The sequence below is a fragment of the Bradyrhizobium sp. AZCC 2230 genome, from assembly GCF_036924495.1.
Classification (GTDB): Bacteria; Pseudomonadota; Alphaproteobacteria; order Rhizobiales; family Xanthobacteraceae; genus Bradyrhizobium; species Bradyrhizobium rifense.
Window position 1 is genome coordinate 680,207 of the sequence record NZ_JAZHRS010000001.1, and the last position, 17,593, is coordinate 697,799.

General features: G+C 62.9%; 18 protein-coding genes. 10 read left to right on the forward strand and 8 right to left on the reverse strand.

The annotated features are described in order from the left end of the window. The first annotated feature begins 148 nt into the window (after nucleotides 1–148). Complete coding sequence (locus tag V1280_RS03100) at nucleotides 149–1,030, forward strand: AraC family transcriptional regulator (protein WP_334518857.1); 882 nt, start codon at nucleotides 149–151, stop codon at nucleotides 1,028–1,030. A gap of 82 nt (nucleotides 1,031–1,112) precedes the next feature. Here the strand turns inward: V1280_RS03100 and V1280_RS03105 are convergent, their stop codons facing one another. Next, a complete protein-coding gene (locus tag V1280_RS03105; RefSeq protein WP_334518859.1) occupies nucleotides 1,113–1,637 on the reverse strand; it encodes a GFA family protein in 525 nt (174 codons plus the stop codon). A gap of 90 nt (nucleotides 1,638–1,727) precedes the next feature. Further along, complete coding sequence (locus V1280_RS03110) at nucleotides 1,728–2,366, reverse strand: hypothetical protein (RefSeq protein WP_334518861.1); 639 nt, start codon at nucleotides 2,364–2,366, stop codon at nucleotides 1,728–1,730. 206 nt (nucleotides 2,367–2,572) lie between these two features. Between V1280_RS03110 and V1280_RS03115 the strand changes: the two genes are divergently transcribed. Next, nucleotides 2,573–2,782, forward strand: a complete 210-nt coding sequence (locus tag V1280_RS03115; protein WP_334518863.1) for a phage head-tail connector protein — start codon at nucleotides 2,573–2,575, stop codon at nucleotides 2,780–2,782. 140 nt (nucleotides 2,783–2,922) lie between these two features. On the opposite strand, the gene V1280_RS03120 is transcribed toward V1280_RS03115, so the two are convergent. Then, nucleotides 2,923–3,420, reverse strand: coding sequence for a peptide deformylase (locus tag V1280_RS03120; RefSeq protein WP_334518865.1), 498 nt, complete (start codon nucleotides 3,418–3,420; stop codon nucleotides 2,923–2,925). A gap of 77 nt (nucleotides 3,421–3,497) precedes the next feature. Between V1280_RS03120 and V1280_RS03125 the strand changes: the two genes are divergently transcribed. Both V1280_RS03125 and V1280_RS03130 read left to right on the forward strand, forming a co-directional pair. Continuing rightward, nucleotides 3,498–4,082 (forward strand): TetR/AcrR family transcriptional regulator, encoded by a 585-nt coding sequence (locus tag V1280_RS03125; RefSeq protein ID WP_334518867.1) that lies wholly within the window; start codon nucleotides 3,498–3,500, stop codon nucleotides 4,080–4,082. 97 nt (nucleotides 4,083–4,179) lie between these two features. After that, entirely contained in the window at nucleotides 4,180–4,770 is a 591-nt protein-coding gene (locus tag V1280_RS03130; RefSeq protein WP_334518868.1) for a DUF308 domain-containing protein, read from the forward strand. Between the two features lie 60 nt (nucleotides 4,771–4,830). Here V1280_RS03130 and V1280_RS03135 read toward each other — a convergent pair whose 3' ends face one another. After that, the gene (locus V1280_RS03135) at nucleotides 4,831–5,307 is read right to left on the reverse strand and encodes an Lrp/AsnC family transcriptional regulator (RefSeq protein WP_334518870.1); all 477 of its coding nucleotides are present in this window, start codon (nucleotides 5,305–5,307) and stop codon (nucleotides 4,831–4,833) included. 111 nt (nucleotides 5,308–5,418) lie between these two features. Here V1280_RS03135 and V1280_RS03140 point away from each other — a divergent pair, with 111 nt between their 5' ends. After that, complete coding sequence (locus tag V1280_RS03140; protein WP_334518872.1) at nucleotides 5,419–5,970, forward strand: RBBP9/YdeN family alpha/beta hydrolase; 552 nt, start codon at nucleotides 5,419–5,421, stop codon at nucleotides 5,968–5,970. Between the two features lie 73 nt (nucleotides 5,971–6,043). On the opposite strand, the gene V1280_RS03145 is transcribed toward V1280_RS03140, so the two are convergent. Beyond that, nucleotides 6,044–6,502: a cupin domain-containing protein gene (locus V1280_RS03145; protein ID WP_334518874.1), complete on the reverse strand. Its 459-nt coding sequence runs from the start codon at nucleotides 6,500–6,502 to the stop codon at nucleotides 6,044–6,046. A 337-nt stretch (nucleotides 6,503–6,839) separates the two neighbouring features. On the opposite strand from V1280_RS03145, the gene V1280_RS03150 reads away from it, so the two are divergent. After that, the gene (locus V1280_RS03150) at nucleotides 6,840–10,160 is read left to right on the forward strand and encodes a DEAD/DEAH box helicase (RefSeq protein ID WP_334518876.1); all 3,321 of its coding nucleotides are present in this window, start codon (nucleotides 6,840–6,842) and stop codon (nucleotides 10,158–10,160) included. 287 nt (nucleotides 10,161–10,447) lie between these two features. After that, nucleotides 10,448–11,668 (forward strand): MFS transporter, encoded by a 1,221-nt coding sequence (locus tag V1280_RS03155; protein ID WP_334518878.1) that lies wholly within the window; start codon nucleotides 10,448–10,450, stop codon nucleotides 11,666–11,668. A 19-nt stretch (nucleotides 11,669–11,687) separates the two neighbouring features. Here the strand turns inward: V1280_RS03155 and V1280_RS03160 are convergent, their stop codons facing one another. Beyond that, nucleotides 11,688–12,074, reverse strand: coding sequence for an ester cyclase (locus V1280_RS03160; RefSeq protein WP_334518880.1), 387 nt, complete (start codon nucleotides 12,072–12,074; stop codon nucleotides 11,688–11,690). Between the two features lie 55 nt (nucleotides 12,075–12,129). Continuing rightward, complete coding sequence (locus tag V1280_RS03165; protein ID WP_334518881.1) at nucleotides 12,130–13,002, reverse strand: GNAT family N-acetyltransferase; 873 nt, start codon at nucleotides 13,000–13,002, stop codon at nucleotides 12,130–12,132. Between the two features lie 158 nt (nucleotides 13,003–13,160). Here V1280_RS03165 and V1280_RS03170 point away from each other — a divergent pair, with 158 nt between their 5' ends. Together V1280_RS03170 and V1280_RS03175 are read left to right on the forward strand one after the other, a co-directional pair. Then, nucleotides 13,161–15,626: a DEAD/DEAH box helicase gene (locus V1280_RS03170; protein ID WP_334518883.1), complete on the forward strand. Its 2,466-nt coding sequence runs from the start codon at nucleotides 13,161–13,163 to the stop codon at nucleotides 15,624–15,626. A 55-nt stretch (nucleotides 15,627–15,681) separates the two neighbouring features. Continuing rightward, complete coding sequence (locus V1280_RS03175) at nucleotides 15,682–16,311, forward strand: hypothetical protein (protein WP_334518885.1); 630 nt, start codon at nucleotides 15,682–15,684, stop codon at nucleotides 16,309–16,311. A 47-nt stretch (nucleotides 16,312–16,358) separates the two neighbouring features. On the opposite strand, the gene V1280_RS03180 is transcribed toward V1280_RS03175, so the two are convergent. Further along, nucleotides 16,359–16,571: a tautomerase family protein gene (locus tag V1280_RS03180; protein WP_334518887.1), complete on the reverse strand. Its 213-nt coding sequence runs from the start codon at nucleotides 16,569–16,571 to the stop codon at nucleotides 16,359–16,361. A gap of 128 nt (nucleotides 16,572–16,699) precedes the next feature. On the opposite strand from V1280_RS03180, the gene V1280_RS03185 reads away from it, so the two are divergent. Next, entirely contained in the window at nucleotides 16,700–17,593 is an 894-nt protein-coding gene (locus V1280_RS03185; RefSeq protein ID WP_334518889.1) for a LysR family transcriptional regulator, read from the forward strand.

Below are 17,593 nucleotides of genomic sequence, written 5' to 3' on the forward strand. Positions count from 1 at the left end.
GTAATCCGCCATCTGCCCGCGCGACGAGACGTAAGATGGCGGATTACGCCTTCGGCTAATCCGCCCTACGAGCGCTCCCAAACCGCAAGATCGGTCGAGCGCATCACGGCCATCCCGGCCTAACTCAAGCCGCCACGGAGGAGGAACGATGACGGCGGCAGTGCAAAACTATCAGGCCCGGATGCGGCGGGTGCTGGATCATATCGACCGGCATCTCGAGGCGGAGCTGGACCTGGACAGCTTGAGCGCTGTCGCAGCGTTCTCGAAATTCCATTTCCACCGGCAGTTCATGGCGACCTTCGGGCTGTCCGTGCATCGCTACGTCCAGCTGGCCCGTCTGAAGCGCGCGTCGCATCAGCTGGCCTACAATGACGCCCTTGATGTCACCGACATCGCGATGGATGCCGGTTACGACGCACCTGACGCCTTCGCCCGCGCCTTTCGGCAACGGTTCGGGCAATCGCCGTCGTCGTTCCGGAAATCGCCGGACTGGGAGCCGTGGCTTGCGGCCTTCGGGCCTCTCGACAACGCGAGGAGCAAGCTCATGCAGAAGAACTTTAACACTGACGACGTGACGATTCGCGATGTGCCCCCCACGCGGGTGGCGATCTTGGAGCATCGGGGAAGTCCTGAGACACTTGGTGACACGATCCGGCGGTTTATCGCGTGGCGCAGGGCCGCCGGCCTGCACCCCAGGACAAGCCCGACCTTCAACGTCTGGCATTCCGAGGGGCGTCCCGCGCAGCAGGACGAATACAGCATCGACCTTTGCGTCGGGACCGACCAACCGATCGAGGCGAATGGCGAAGAGATCAAGGCCGGCGAGATCCCCGGCGGACGCTGCGCGGTGCTGCGCGTCGTCGGATTCACCGACAATCTGGAGCCCGCCGCGCTCTATCTCTATCGCGACTGGCTTCCGGCCAGCGGCGAGGAGGTGCGCGACTTCCCGATCTATTGCCAGCGGCTGAGCCTGTTCCCGGAGGTGCCGGAGCATGAGGCCGTCGCGGAGGTTTTCCTGCCGCTGAAGTAACTCGCTGCAGTAGGGCGGATTAGCCGCAAGGCGTAATCCGCCATCTCTCAACGCGTCGTGCCCAAGATGGCGGATGACGCTCTCATCGTCCCAGCGCCATTGCGATGCGCGAGGCGAGAAGCTTGAAGATCAGCCCGGGCGGATAGCTCTTGTAACTCGGCACATCGTCTGACGGCACGACGCCATCCGGCCTCGACTTCGTGCAGATGCGCGCCTGGAGCGGCGGGAGGTCGCCGTGAAATCGCGCCCGGTAGGCCGAGATCCAGTGCGGGCCGCGATCGAAATTCACGAACATCGCCGAATTGCAGCACGTCGCGACAACCCTGTTGGTTGGCGACGTCTCTTTGAGCTTGTGAGGCTTCAGGCGTTCGGCGCCTTTGGCGCATTCGAACCGGTCCCTGCGATAAAGCATATAGGCCGTTCCACCGTCGCCGTCGCGCACGGCGGGTGCATTCGGCAGCGCCTCGATCTCGCCGGCACCCTTCTGGCAGTCGTTGCAATAGCAGACGGCGCTGAAGATCGGTTTGCCGAACACTCTGACTTCAACGGCACCGCAGGCGCATGTTGCAGTCATGATGGGAGCAGGGGGCATGCTGACAATCACCATGAGGATGGATCATTCCGACATCCTCTCGCGCATTCCGGTGAAGAAGTCCACCAGGCCAGGTCAGGCGGCGCATTGCGTAGCTGGCTTAAGCTATTTCTTGGGTTTGCGTTGGCGACGAGTGACTGGAGGGGCCTCGATGTCGATTGTCTCGCCGAGCACGATCGCGTGGTTGTAGTGCCAAGGATCGAACAGAGCTTTTCGTCGCTCGGCCCCATCGGGTGTTTTGTCCGAATTAATGTAAATGTCGGGCTCCATCGCGCGGTGCACGCGCTCGGAAATGACCCCCACGTCACGAGTCGCCGCGTCCAGTGTTTGTATTGTAAACTGATAGCTCGCCATCTTATTGTTGTACGAATCATACCAAGCACCTCCTCGGCTCATGTCAGCGGACGCAGAGTTGTGGGCGATGCGATTGCGCAGTATTCCGATTTTGGCGAGGTGGTTTAGGACGTAGGCAAGCTCCTTCTGACGCGCCTCGGAGCTCGTTGTTGCGGCGAGAAGGCGTTTTAACGTATCGGAGACAGCAGCAAGCTGTTGGCCTCCCCCCAGGACTGCTTTAAGTATCGCATAGCTGTCTTTCAGATCATGCCTAAGGCGGCTGCTGACGAAGTTCAGCACGGTTGCATTCAAGCCAGCTTCCGTGGCGGCGATTGAATTCATGAACTTTCCGAAAGCGTAGTAGTACTCGTCCATGCGGTCTTTGAAGTCCTCCACATTGATCATCGCCAAGCCTCGTTCTGCCAATTTTGGGTGGATGTCATGTTCTTAGGTTTTCAGCGAAACTGTCAATTTCCTTTCGCTTAGTCAGGGGCGAGCAGCCACCTGATGATCTCGATCACGACGTTGCAGATTAGTTTCCGCAGCAGATAATTCGGCTCTTTCTTCATAGTCGTCTCCTTCACGGCCCCATTTTGGGGCCGGCCCGCCCGGGTTAAATGCGTGCGGCCTCAGAAACGTATGCTCATGACAGTTGTCGTCACCACCGTGCCGACTCCGAGGCCCTGCAGCTCGTCGACTGCAAGGCTGCGCTCGGTATTTCCGGCACCAGCCAGGACGCCGTCATCACCGCGGCGATCGGCGCGGCGACCGACGTGCTTGACGCGGCGACTGGTGGCTGGCTCGGCCGCGCCATCGTGTCCGGCTAGACGTGCCGTTCGCAGCGGTACAGCTGCCACGCCCAGGCGATCGCGCTGCTCTATCCGCCGCTGATCGGCATGACCAGCGTGACGTATCGGGAGGGGCGCGCGATAAAAAAATGGCGGATTACGCCTTCGGCTAATCCGCCCTACGGCCGCAACATCTTCTCATACTTCTTCACCAGCCGCTCGCGCTTGAGCCGCGACAACCGCTGGATCCAGAACACGCCGTCGAGCTGATCGATCTCATGCTGATGGCAGACGGCGCGCAAGCCGTCGGACTCCTCGCTCTGCGTGTTGCCGTCGATATCCTGATAGCTGATCCGCACCCGCGCGTGGCGCTGCACCTCGTCGTTGACGCCGGGCATCGAGACGCTGCCTTCCTTGTGCAGGATCATCTCCGGCGAGGCCCATTCGATCTCGGAATTGACGTAGGTCTGCGCGCCAATCCTGGCGTCGAGCTCGAGCACGACGACGCGCAGGGGCACGCCGATATGCGGCGCGGTGATGCCGATGCCGGGCGCGGCGCGCATGGTCTCCAGCAGATCGGCTGCGAGCTCGCGCAAGCCGTCGTCGAAGGCGGTGACGGGGCGAGCGGGCATCGCGAGGCGGCGGTCGGGGTAGCGGACGATCGGGCGAATGGTCATTTGAGGCTCCTACCACTCACGGGGGAGTGAAGCACCCGGTTCTTGACGCCCTACCAACTGGAAGGTAGTTATCCTCCATGACCAACGTTTCCTCGACCGCCGACGACATTCTGGCCTGCGCCCGCAAGCTGATCATCGCGGGCGGCTATAACGGCTTCAGCTATGCCGACGTCGCCGAAGTCGTCGGCATTCGCAAGCCGAGCATCCACCATCATTTCGCCAGCAAGGTCGATCTCGTCCGCACCCTGGTGTCGCGCTATCGCGACGAGGCCGAGGCGGGACTGGCAGCGCTCGAGCGCAACATCCCGGACCCTCGCGAGCAGCTCAAAAGCTATGTCGGATACTGGGAGGCGTGCATCGGCGATGCGACGGCGCCCTTCTGCGTCTGCGCGCTGCTGGCCAGCGAGCTTCCGATCCTGCCGGAGGAGGTGGCACTCGAAGTCCGCTCGCATTTCCGCTTCCTGGCGTCCTGGCTGACGTCGGTGATGGAGCGCGGCAAGCGGAAGGGGCAACTCAAACTCTCCGGCACGGCACGGGTCGAGGCTGAAGGATTCATGGCGACCATTCACGGCGCGATGCTGTCGGCGCGCGCCTATGGCGATCCCAAAATGTTCGGTGTGATCACCGCTCCGCTGCTGGATCGGCTGTCCACGAAACACTGAGAGACATCGACGAGACGACAACGGCACCCCGCAGGCATCGGGGTGAAGGCATCTCGCTGCGCGAAAACTACCAACTAGTAGGTAAAGGAGTGAAGACATGGCCTATCATCAAACGGATCTCGTTCGTGACGACCGCGAGCAATGGCTCAAGCAATACTACTTCCTCCGCGCGGCATTCTCCGTCGCCTGGGTCGTTGCGGCGTTTGCCGTCGCGCCATCGTCCGCGGCGATCGGCGGCGCCTTGCTCGTGCTCTATCCGGCATGGGACGCCGCGGCCAATCTTGTGGACGCCTTGCGCAGCGGCGGGCTCACGCAAAACCGCACGCAGGCGCTCAACGTTGTGGTCAGCCTCGCGACCACCATCGCGGTCATCGTCGCCTTGCAAACGAGCATGAACTGGGTGCTCGGCGTCTTCGGCGCCTGGGCGATCCTGTCCGGGTTGCTCCAGCTGGGGACGGCGATCCGGCGCTGGAAAAGTTTTGGCGCGCAATGGGCCATGGTGCTCAGCGGCGGTCAGTCGGCGCTCGCGGGCGGCTTCTTCATTTTTCAAGCCACGACGCCGATGTCTCCCTCGATCGCGAACGTCGCAGGCTATGCTGCGGTCGGTGCGATCTACTTCCTGGTCTCGGCCGTATGGCTCACGGTCAGCGACTGGCGCCGGCGCGCCAGGCGGATGCAGCAGGGCTGATGCGATATTGCGGGATGATGGCATCATCCAGGTGTTTTGCCCGACGTGTCAAATCGCGAGCTAGCTTCTTTGCATCAGCTCGCGCCCGATACGCTTGGGCGGTTCGCTCCGCAGCACGATGGCGGTCGTGACCGAACCATATCGGGCAATCGCATCGACGATGCTCTCGAGCTCCGCCGGTGAGGGCACGATCACCTTGAGGTGAAAGCAATCCTCTCCGGTCAGCCTTAGGACCTCCATGACCTCAGGCATCTCCGCAAATTGCTTCAAGCACGCCTTGATGTGCTCGTGCGTCGTCCGCAGCCGGATGATCGCCATCATGTGGAGGCCGACCGCGGCCGGATCGATGACGGCGCGATAGGCCTTGATGATCCCGCGCTCCTCCAGCCGCTTCAGTCGTTCCGAGGTGGCCGGCTGGGACAGGCCGACCTTTCTCCCCAATTCCGAGACGCTGATGCGGCCATCGTCCTGCAGCGTTTCGATGATCGCAACATCGGTCGGATCGACAACGGGATGAAACTCCTGATTTCTCGTCATGACCTCTAATCCATCGGAATTGCGCGTCTCTTTCCGATGAATGCCAATTCCGTCTGCGGTTGTAAATCGCCATGCTCCGCACCGGTGTAGCGGTATACGATGAGGTGAAGCGTGACGGAATTCATCCACCTGCCCGGCATTGGCAACTCCGGGGAAGCGCATTGGCAAAGCCATTGGGAGCTGGCTGACCCCGCCATCCGCCGTTTTGCTCCGGCCAGCTGGGATCAACCCGATCTGGTCGACTGGGTCGCAGCCCTGGACCGGGCTGTCAGCGCGGCAAAGACACCGCCGGTGCTCGTGGCCCACAGTCTTGCCTGCCTGCTCGTCGCGCATTGGCAACAACAAAAGCCTGCCCGGGTGAAGGGCGCGCTTCTTGTTGCTGTTCCCGATCCGCGGTCGCCGGCGTTCCCCGCCGAGGCCGCGGGGTTCGCGCCCGTGCCGGAACAGCGCTTCCGCTTTCCGACGTTGATCGTGGCCAGCACCAACGACCCTTACGCGTCCCTGCCATACGTGGAAGCGAGAGCAGGGCAATGGGGCAGTGACCTCGTCAACGTCGGTGCGGCGGGCCACATCAATGGCGGGAGTCATCTTGGTGACTGGCCGGCGGGTCGTCAGATCCTCATGGAATTTTGTGGGCGGATCACCGGCATCGTAAGTCATTGATCCCGCTGCGGCTGGCTACTGTGCATGGAGTTGTTTTCGACATTTTGGGAGACAGAATCGAAAGCAGGCCCAATTAGTCCGGGTATGGCGTGCCGTCCCTGTGTACGAACCTTCCGTCGGAATTGGCGCTCATCATGTCGATGTCGGAGCAGGTTGTGAGGTCCTCGGGCGCGCGCGAGCCGATTTCGAGATAGACGGCCACGGCATCCGACCGGTTGATCATGTGATGGCCGTTGCCGCTGCCTTTCGGGAAGGCCGCGCAGTCACCCGCGCGCAGTACGGTCTCGCCGTCGTCCTCGATGAGGATCACTTCGCCTTCGAGCACGTAGACGAACTCGTCCTCGTGCGAGTGCCAGTGCCGCTGGCTCGACCAGTTGCCCGGCGGCAGGCGCATCAGATTGACGCCGAAATCGGAAAGGCCTCCGGCATTGCCGAGCCGCTTGCGGATGCGTTCGGCGCAAGGGATGTCGAAGGGCGCGGGATAGCCGGAGCCCTTGCGGGCCGGGACGGCAGCAACGTCGATTCTGGGCATGTGTCCTTTCCCGACAAAAACGTTGCGGACCGTCTGGGGAGGAGATGTGGGACCGGGCCAAGAGCTGCGAACGCTTCAGGCATGATGCGATCGTGTTGGCATGATGTTGGCAGGATGATGACATCGTGCCAGTGCTTTGCCCGACGAGCCAGTCGCTTCCCGGGATCGCAAGTCGTTGATCCCGCAGGCACCGGCTACTTGCATGGTTGGCTTCGATGTTTTCTTTCGGGCTCCTCGCTCATCGTACATCCTGTTCGTAACCCGAATTTCACGTCTACTAAGATCCGGTTCAGGCGCCTATGCTGCAAGTTGATACCGTATCGTGGAACCGCTGCACGTGCTTTCGGACGTTCTCAGGCGCAAGGACATCTATAGTCACTTCAGCCGGGCGGCGATGGAGAAGGCGCACGCCTATCAGGCGCAGGGCCGCGTCTCGGGCGTTGAGGTCAGCGACGACCTGGCTCACGTCAGCGCTCGTGTACGTGGCAGCGAGGGCAAACATTACCGCGTCGACATCCTGTTGGAATTCGGCGGCGACAAGCTGACCGACCTCGAAGGCGACTGCACTTGTCCCATGGCGTTCAACTGCAAGCACGTTGCCGCGACTCTGCTCGAGACGTTGAGCGGCAAGGTACCCGAAGCTTCATCGTCGACGCCGAAGGCCGGGACAGGCAATAATCCCAAGCCCTCGAATCCCAAGCCCTCGGCTCCCCCGGTTCTCCCCTTTGAGGTCCAAAGCTGGATCGAGGACGTCGGGCGCTCGGTGCGGAGCATTGACGCTGCCCCGGAAGGAAGCCAGCGATTGCTGTATTGCCTGGCACCGTCGGAAGAGGCGATGCCCTATCTGGCCGTGTCCTTGCGGTCGGTTCGGATCAACAAGGGCGGAGCGTATGCCAGCAACTACGCCAGTCCGAGCTTGTTCGAGTTCAAGCGCGATCGGGCGCCGAAATATTTCGATGACGTCGACGTCGATCTCCTGACCGAGATCACGGGTCGAATTCGCAACCATTATTCGCAAGGACCGTATCCCGAGGAGCTGTTGAAGCGGATCGTCGGAACCGGCCGCGCATTCTGGCTGGATCACAAGGGCAATCCGCTGAGTTGGGCCGACGCGCGCGAGGGCCGCATCGAATGGCAGCAGGCCGGCAAGCGCGGCGTCGCGCCCAGCCTGGTCGTGCCCGGAGCAGTCGCACTCAATGCCGAGCCGCCGGTCTATGTCGAAGAGGCGTCGGGACTGATCGGGCCGGTGCAATTGGGTCTGCCGCCGCGACTTGCCCGCCAGTTTCTGTCGGCGCCCGCCATTCCGCGCGCGCAGGTGGAGGAGGTCTCGCGCCGCCTGAGCCAGAAGCTGCCCGAACTGCATCACGGGCTTCTGCCCGTGCCTCCGCAGGCCGCGCTACGGATCGAGGAGGATCCACGCCCGATGCTTCGGCTCATGCGGGGACACGTGATCACGTACTACTATCGCAAGGAAGAGCAGCCCGGGCCCGTGGCCGTCGCCAGCCTCGGCTTCCGCTACGGCCCGTTCGATATCGACCCGACGCAGCGCGCGAGCCGCCTGGAGCTGTTTCAAGCGGGGCAGGTGTTTGCGATCACTCGGCGACAAGGCAAGGAAAGGCAGGCGCGCAAGCGGCTGCAGGATTTCGGCCTTGGCGACGCAAGGAGGGTCATGCCGACGCTCGATTTCCGGCACGCCATGGATTTCACGCTGAAAGATCAACGCGGCTGGTTCGAGTTTATCGCCCTGCAGGCCGCGCAACTGCGATCCGAAGGTTTCGAAATCCTGGTCGACGACGATTTTCCGTTCCGGCTGGCGGACTCGTCAGGTGATTTCGATGCGGTGTTCGAGTCCAGCGGCATCGACTGGTTCGAACTGTCGCTCGGCATCGAGATCGAAGGCGAGCGACGCGATCTCGCGCCACTCCTGGCCGCGCTGGTTTCGGCGCCCGGCTTCAGCCCCGAATTGCTGACCCGGCTTGCGGACAAGGGCGAACGTTTCCTTCTGCCGCTGGCCGATGGCCGGCACGTCGCGCTGGCTGCTGATCGTTTCCTGCCGCTCGTGCTCGCGCTGCATGGCCTGCACATGAGCGGCGCTTTCGAGGGCGCCTCCAGAAAGCTCAGACTGTCGCGCGCGGACGTCGTTCCGCTGCTTGGTGTCGAGAACGAGCGCTTCGCCTTTCAGGGAGCCGACAGTCTTCGCCGCCTCGCAGGCCTGCTTCAGGCGCGAGGGTTGACCGCGCCGGAACTGCCGCCGACCTTTCGCGCCACGCTGCGGCCCTATCAGGCGCAGGGTGTGGCATGGCTCGATCTGCTCCGTGAGAGCGGATTGGGCGGGATCCTCGCCGACGACATGGGGCTGGGCAAGACCGTCCAGATCCTGGCCTTGATCGCGCTGGAGAAAGCGCGAGGTCACCTCGCCAATCCCGTGCTGGTCGTCGCCCCGACCAGCCTGATGACGAATTGGTCCGCCGAGGCGCAGAAGTTTGCACCGGATCTGAAGGTCCTCGTCCTGCACGGGGCAGATCGCAAGCACAAGTTTCCTGCCATCGCGGAGCACGATCTGGTCCTGACCACCTATCCCCTGATCGCGAGGGACCGCGAGATTCTGCTGGCGCGGGAGTGGCATATGGCCGTCTTGGACGAGGCACAGACGGTCAAGAATCCCGATGCCGCCACCACGCGATGGCTGCGCGAGACGAAGGCGCAGCATCGTTTCTGTCTCACGGGCACGCCGATGGAAAATCATCTCGGCGAACTCTGGTCGATCATGAGCTTCGTCAACCCGGGCTATCTCGGCGACAAGGCGACCTTTTCGCGCCAGTGGCGCACGCCGATCGAAAAGCGCGCCGACAAGGCTCGGACCGCGGCATTGGCGCAGCGCGTCAAGCCCTTTTTGCTGCGACGTACCAAGACGGAGGTGGCGACCGAGCTGCCTGCCAAGAGCGAAATGGTGGAGGCTATCGCCCTGGAAGGGCCGCAGCGTGATCTCTACGATTCGATAAGGCTCACGATGTCGCGCAAGGTTCGCGAGGCCATCGCAAAACGCGGCCTTGCCAAGAGCCACATCGTGGTGCTCGAAGCCCTGCTCCGGATGCGGCAGGCCTGTTGCGATCCGGCGTTGCTGAAACTGAACGACGGCGTCGAACGGCCTTCGGCCAAGCTCGATCGCCTGATCGACATGGTGGGGGAGCTGCTGAGCGAAGGACGCAAGATCATCATCTTCTCGCAATTCACCTCGATGCTCGATCTGATCCGGACGCGCTTCGACGATGGAGGCTTGCGCTACAGCATTCTCACCGGCCAAACTAGGGATCGAAAGACGGCGATTGATGACTTTCAGGACGGCGCGGCCGAAATCTTCCTGGTCAGCCTGAAGGCAGGCGGTGTCGGCCTCAACCTGACCGCCGCCGATACCGTCATCATTTTCGATCCCTGGTGGAATCCCGCAGTCGAGGAACAGGCGATTGATCGGGCCTACCGGATTGGGCAGGACAAGGCCGTCTTCGTTTACAGGCTGGTGGCCACCGGGACGATCGAGGAAAAGATGGACGAGCTCAAAGCCAGGAAGCGCGCGCTCGCCGATGGCCTGTTCGACCGTGATGGCGGGATAGCGTCGGCCCTGACGGAGAGCGATGTGAACGCTCTGTTCGACGCGTAGCCCGGCGCAGCGTGGCAGGCGCTTGGCGACGATGCGATCGTGGTTCCGGGATGATGACATCATGCCGGTGTTTTGCCCGACATGTCAAATTCCAGCTTGATATCGTGGACTCTCGGGACCGCAAACGGCGCACGTCTTAAGTCATTGATCCCGCTGCGGCCGGCTACTGTGCATGGGGTTGTTTTCGACGTTTGTTGGAGGTCACCACCGCAAAAATCTGCGCTAGGCTGTCGGCCCCTACGGTTCCCATTCGTCTTCCACCTAGACAGACCTGACGGGAGACAACAATGAATGCTTCCTCTTATCGCTGGGTGATCGTCGCCGCCGGCGGCCTGCTTGGCTGCGTCGCCATCGGCGGCATGTTTTCGCTGCCGGTGTTCTTGCAGCCGATCGCCAAGGACACCGGCTGGTCGGTGACTGGAATCTCCAGCGCGATGACGATCGGTTTTCTCGCGATGGCCTTCACCAGCATGGCCTGGGGCACGCTGACGGATCGGTTCGGGCCGCTGCCGGTGGTGCTGACGGGATCGATCGTGCTGGCGCTGAGCCTGTTCGCGGCGAGCCATGCGACCTCGCTGATCGTGTTCCAGTTCGTGTTCGGCCTGCTGGTCGGCGCCTCCTGCGCCGCGATCTTCGCGCCGATGATGGCGACCGTCACTGGCTGGTTCGACACCCATCGCGGCCTCGCGGTCTCGCTGGTGTCGGCCGGCATGGGCGTGGCGCCGATGACGATGGCGCCGCTCGCCGCCTGGCTCGTCTCCAACCACGACTGGCGCACCGCGATGCAGATCGTGGCGCTGGTGGTCGCTGTCATCATGATCCCGGTCGCGCTGCTGGTCCGCCGTCCGCCGGCGCTGGTGCATCCGCCGGTCGCGGCAGCCGGCCAGGGCGGCCCGCCATCCGAGATGACGGTGGGGGAAGCGCTGCGCTCGCCGCAATTCCTGATCCTGCTCGCCACCAATTTCTTCTGCTGCGCCACCCATTCCGGCCCGATCATCCACACCGTCAGCTATGCCGTGAGCTGCGGCATCCCGCTGATCGCTGCGGTAACGATCTACAGCGTCGAGGGACTGGCAGGTCTTGGCGGCCGCATCGCCTTCGGCCTGATGGGCGATCGGCTCGGCGCCAAGCGCGTGCTGGTCTCGGGCCTGCTCGCGCAAGCCTTCGGCGCGCTCGCCTATGTCTTCGCCCGTGAGCTCACGACCTTCTACGCGGTCGCGACGGTGTTCGGCTTCATCTATGCCGGCACCATGCCGCTCTATGCGGTGATCATCCGCGAAAATTTTCCGCTCAAGATGATGGGCACCGTGATCGGCGGCACGGCGATGGCCGGCAGCCTCGGCATGGCGACCGGCCCGCTCGCCGGCGGCATGATCTACGACGCGTTCTCCAGCTATGCCTGGCTCTATATCGGCTCCTGGGCGATGGGTCTCGGCGCGTTCCTGATGGCGATGACGTTCCGGCCGTTCCCCAAGCCGCAAGCCGAGCCGGCGCCGGTGGCGGCGTGACGAGATCGAGGGCGCAGCTTCAGAGCTGCGCCTCGATCGCCGCCTTGTCGACGATCGACCAGACCTGCCGGATCTTTCTGTCGCGAAATTCGTAGAACACGTTCTCGCAAAAGGACACGCGCCGCCCGTTCACGGCCAGCCCGAGGAACGTGGCGGCCGGCATGCAATCAAACCTCAGCCGTGCGGCAATGCGTGGCGGCTCGGAAATCAACATCTCGATGTTGAAGCGCAGATCCGGAATCTCGCGAAAATCCTGCTCAAGCATCGCGCGATAGCCCGCGAGCCCGAGCGGCCGCGCGTTGTGGGTGACGTCGTGGTGCACGAACTGGCCGAGCGCAGGCCAATCCTGCCGATTCAGGCAGGCGATGTAGTCGCGATAGAGGTTGGTGAGGTCGGCTTCCGACATGCGATGCTCCTGCGGCTTCGAGCCTAACGCGGGAGCAGAGGAATCGGCGCGCCGCTCACAGCCGTTTTTCGAAGAACAGGTCCGGGTAGGGGTCGTCGTTGAAGCGCGGGATTTCGCGCCAGCCGGTGGTGCGGTAGAGCTGGCCGGCTTCCGGCAGCGCGCTGTTGGTGTCGAGCCGCAGCAGCGCGATGCCGAGTGTGCGCGCGGCATCCTCGGCGGCGTCCATCAGGCGCTTGCCGAGGCCCAATCCGCGCGCGGACGGCGCGACCCACAGCCGCTTGATCTCGGCGTAGCCGTGATCAGTTCCCTTCAGGCCGACGCAGCCTATCGGCAGCGTATCCGACACCGCGACGATGAAGCTGCCGCGCGGCCGGCGCATATCCTTGGCATCAGGGTCGCGCGACAGCGAGACGTCAAACCCCTGTTTGAAGCGGCGGCCGAGCTCGGCGTAATATTCCCCAAGACAGAAGCGCGCCTCGTCGCCGCGCGGATCCGTCTCGGCGAGCGCGATACGGTCGCGCGTCAGCGCGGACGCAATCAGATCCATTGCCGCGAGCAGCGTCTCGACTTGCGCATTGCGGGCGAGAAAGCTCTCGGCCTGCGTGTTCGACAGCGCCTCATAGGCCGCGAATTCGCGCTTGCCGGCGCGGGTCAGGCTGGCCACGCGGCGCCGCGCATCGTCCTCATGCGCTTGCGTCTCGATCAGGCCTTCGTCTTCCAGGCTGCGCAACAGCCGGCTCATTAGCCCGGAATCGAGGCCGAGATAGTCGCGGACCTCGCCGACGTCGAAGCGTCCCTGTCCGATCGCATTGAGCACGCGCGCCGCGCCCAGCGGCCGGCCGCGCCCGAGGAATGAATGATCAAGCGCGCCGACAGCGGAGGTCACGGCACGGTTGAAGCGGCGGACGCGGGAGACGGGATCGAGCATTGTCTGACTTTAGTCAGCTACAATTCCCTGTCAATTGCTTCGAACCGGTCCTGCCGGTTGTCCAGTCCGTAGTGGATTTCGATCTCATGCCGGTTATGCCGCGATTGCGCAAGCGTTAGTGTGGGGTGCCAATCGCATGCAATAATGAAAGCCAGCAAATGACATCTGCTCCAGCCCGCAGCGCGCGCCGTAAGCCGGTCAAGTTATCCCGCACGCACGCGCCGACCGACCTGCCGCCGGTTGAGTGGCAGCGCGGCCTGCGCCGCCAATTCGGCCGCGAGCAATCCTTCTCCATCGAAAATCTGGGTGTCGATCCGTTCTTCTCGGAGTTCAAGGTCACCAATCCGACCTCGAAATCCAGTTATCGCGTGGCGATACGCGGCCTCGGACCCGGTGGGAATTTCTGCTCATGTCCGGACTATGCCACCAATGAGCTTGGGACCTGCAAGCATCTCGAGTTTGTGCTTGCTCAACTGGAGAACAAGCGCGGCGCCAGAGCGGCTTTTGCCCGCGGTTACCATCCCCCGTTTTCGGAGCTCTACTTGCGCAACCAGGGTCAGCGTAGCGTGCATTTCCGCGCCGGAACCGACTGTCCCACGAAACTGAAGGAGGTGGCTGCCCGGCTGTTCGATCAGGAGCGTGACGGCCTTCTGCCGGAAAACCGTCTGGGCGAGCTCGACGATTTCGTCGGCTTGGTGTCGAAGAGCGGACATGAGCTGCGCGCCTACGACGACGCGCTCGATTTCGTCGCGGGACGCCGGGATGCCGACCGCAGGGCGGAGAAACTCGCTCGACTATTTCCGCGTGGCGCGGCTGATCCCAAGCTGCTTCGATTGCTGAAGACGCCGCTCTATCCCTATCAGGCCGAAGGCGCACTGTTTGCCGTGCGCACGGGCCGCGCGCTGATCGGTGACGACATGGGTCTGGGGAAGACCATTCAAGCTGTCGCGGCGACGGAGATCCTCGCCCGTCACTTCGGCGTGTCGAGGGTCCTGGTGATATGTCCGACCTCGCTCAAATATCAATGGCAGAGCGAGATGGCCCGATTTACGGGCCGGCGAGACAAACGAGGAGCGCGTGTCATCGAGGGCGGCCGTGCGCAACGCCAGAACGACTACGCGCTCGACGATTTCTGCAAGATCACGAACTACGAGAAGCTCCAGCCTGATCTCGAACTGATCGCCGCCTGGTCACCGGAACTGGTCATCGTCGATGAGGCCCAGCGCATCAAGAACTGGAACACGGTTGCCGCGCGAGCCCTGAAGCGCATCGACAGTCCATACGCAATCGTGCTGACGGGAACGCCGCTGGAGAACAAGCTCGAGGAACTGATCTCCATCGTCCAGTTCGTCGATCAACATCGCCTGGGGCCGACCTGGAGGCTCTTGCACGAACACCAGGTCAAGGACGAGAACGGCCGCGTCACCGGTTATCGCGGATTGGACAGGATCGGCGAAACCCTGGCCCCGGTCATGATCCGCCGGCGAAAGTCGGAGGTGCTGCTGCAATTGCCCGGCCGCACCGACCAGAACGTGCTGGTTCCGATGACCGGGCCGCAGATTGAACTTCACAAGGAAAACGCGGACAACGTGGCCACGATCGTTAAGCGCTGGCGCAAGACGAAATTTCTCTCGGACAAGGATCAGCGGCGGCTGACCTGCGCGCTTCAGAACATGCGGATGTCCTGCAACAGCACATATTTGCTGGATCAGGAGAGCGATCACGGCGTCAAGACCGACGAGCTTGCTGCACTGCTGGATCAACTGTTCGCCGCGCCGGACGCCAAGGCCGTGGTGTTTTCACAGTGGACGCGGACTCACGACATCGTGATCCGCCGGCTCCAGGCGCGCGGGATCGGCTATGTCAGCTTCCATGGCGGCGTATCGTCTGAAAAGCGGCCGGAGCTGGTTCAGCGCTTTCGGGACGACCCCGCCTGTCGCGTGTTCTTATCGACCGATGCCGGCAGCACGGGTCTCAATCTCCAGCATGCCTCGACGCTGGTAAATATGGATATGCCGTGGAATCCCGCGGTGCTCGAGCAGCGTATCGCGCGCGTCCATCGTCTCGGCCAGGTGCGACCGGTTCAGATCATCAATTTCATTGCGAAGGGGACGATCGAGGAGGGTATGCTCTCCGTCCTGGCGTTCAAGCGCTCCCTGTCGGAAGGAATTCTCGACGGGGGCAATAGCGAGGTTTCGCTGGGTGGCACGCGCCTGAACCGGTTCATGAAGGATGTGGAGAATGTGACCGGAAGCATGGGGAACGGCGAGGCGATAACGGCCGCAGAGGAAGCCAGCCAAGCGGTTGACACCAGCGAGGAGGGGCGATTGGTCGATGCGGGAGGACCACCGGTCGCGCAAGCGGGCGAAGCGACCCCGATGGCGTTGGGCAGTGCGTCGTCCGATCTTCCGTCCGACCCCTGGCAAGCGCTGGTTCAGTTGGGAGCGCAGTTCATCGGCACCCTCGCCGCGGCAAATGACTCCGGCCCGGTTGTTCATCCCTGGATCGAGCGCGACCCTGTTACCGGCTCGCAAAATCTCAGGATTCCGCTTCCTTCCGCGGAGACCGCCGGCCGTTTGGCGGACGTACTATCTGCGTTGGCGACGACCTTGCGCGGCAGATGACGATGCCATTCGTGGAAGATTGGTATGGCGGGCGTTACTAGCGGAGGACGACACGGTGAGGCGCTCGGAAATCGCAGAACAAGACCGCTTCATGCTGCTGCGGCAGCGCGAGTTCAGAATTGCTGCTGATGTCGTCACGGAAGCGTGGACGTCTTTTCCAGACGTGCGGGCCGTGGCCGTGATCGGCTCGGTCGCCAAGGCGCTATGGAAGGAAGTCCCGCGGTTTTCCGAGTTTCGACGGCAGGGCATCGAGGTTTGGCATGAATGCCGTGATCTCGATCTGGCACTTTGGATCGATTCGCAGCAACAACTCGACGGGTTACGTCGCGCGGCGGCCCGGGCACTGCGAGCGGCTTTCGAACGAGGAGCCGGTACCAGCGTGGTCAGCCAGCAGCTCGATATATTTCTGATCGAGCCGGAGACCGATCGGTATCTCGGTCGGCTCTGTGGGTTCAAGGCCTGTCCGAACGTCAAGCGGGATTGCGCAGCGCCAGGCTGTGGCGCAATCCCGTTCAACAAAGTGATCCCCGATTTCAAGCCCCGTGCTGATCTTCTGGAATCGGCGACTCATGCAATGTTGTACGAACGCGGCAAAGGGCGGTTGCGTTCAGCTCTCGAACTTCCCGATGTCGAGGACGGTCTTCCGAAATCCCGCAGCTCGAAGGAACGACAGGCGCCCCGGTGAGTTCCCGTCTGTCGCTGCGCGATATCACGTCGTGGCGAAGCATCGCCTCACTCCTTCGCCCGGTACGCCGCAGGAATCACGAACACTTCATCGGCGCGGGCATAGCCGCCGTCGGGCACTTCTTCGATCAGCACCATCGTATGCGCGCGCGCCGCTTCGCCGAAATAATCGACGAACATCGAAGTGATCCGATGCACGATCTCCGCCTTTTGCGCTTTCGACAGTGCGGCCTGCGGGACCTTGAGATTGGCAAAGGGCATGATGAGTCTCCTTAAGATGTGACGGCCGGGCCGTCCCGGGTCTTCCGCGCAGGGAATAGCCGATTGCGGGCGGCGGATAATCCGCCGGCTCTTGCCATCATCTGTCGGCTATGTTGAACAATCTGGCCATGGATCGCTTCGAGACCATGCGCCTGTTCGTCCGCCTCGTGGAAAGACGCAGCTTTACCGCTGCTGCGGCCGATCTCGGCCTGCCGCGCTCCACCGCAAGCGAAGTCCTGCGCAGCCTCGAGGCCCATCTCGGTGTGCGCCTGCTCGAACGCACCACGCGGCATGTGATGCCGACGCTCGACGGCGAGGAGTATTATCGCCGCTGCGTCGCGATCCTGGCGGAGGTCGAGGAGGCAGAGAGCGCGATGCGCGACGCCCAGCCGCGCGGGCTATTGCGGTTCGATGCGCATCCGCTGCTGACGCGCACCTTCATTCTGCCAAGACTGCCGGAATTCCTGGCACGCCATCCGCTGATCGAGCTGCAGATCGGGCAGGGCGATCGCCTGGTCGATCTCGTGCGCGAGGGCGTCGACTGCGTCATCCGTTCCGGGCAACCTGAAGACAGCGGCATGATCCAGCGCCTTCTCGGCTCGGTTGCGGAGGTCACGGTGGCAAGCCCCGCCTATCTCGCCGCGCACGGCACGCCCGCGTCCCCCGATGAGCTCGACGGCCACCAGATGGTCGGCTTCATCTCGTCGCGAACCGGCGACGTGCTGCCGCTGGAATTTTCTGTCAACGGTGCATTGCGCGAGATCGTGCTGCCGAGCCGGATTAGGGTGAACAATTCCGACACGATGGCGGATCTGGCGCGGCTCGGCTTCGGCCTGGTGCAGGCCCCGCGCTATCGTTTTGCGGATGACCTCGCCAGCGGCGCGCTGGTCGAGGTGCTGCCGAACCATCCGCCATCGCCGACGCCGCTGTCGGCGCTCTACCCGCAGAACCGACAGCTCACGCTGCGGCTGCGGGTGTTCCTTGATTGGATCGGTCGCATCTTCGGCGAGGCGAAGCTCTAG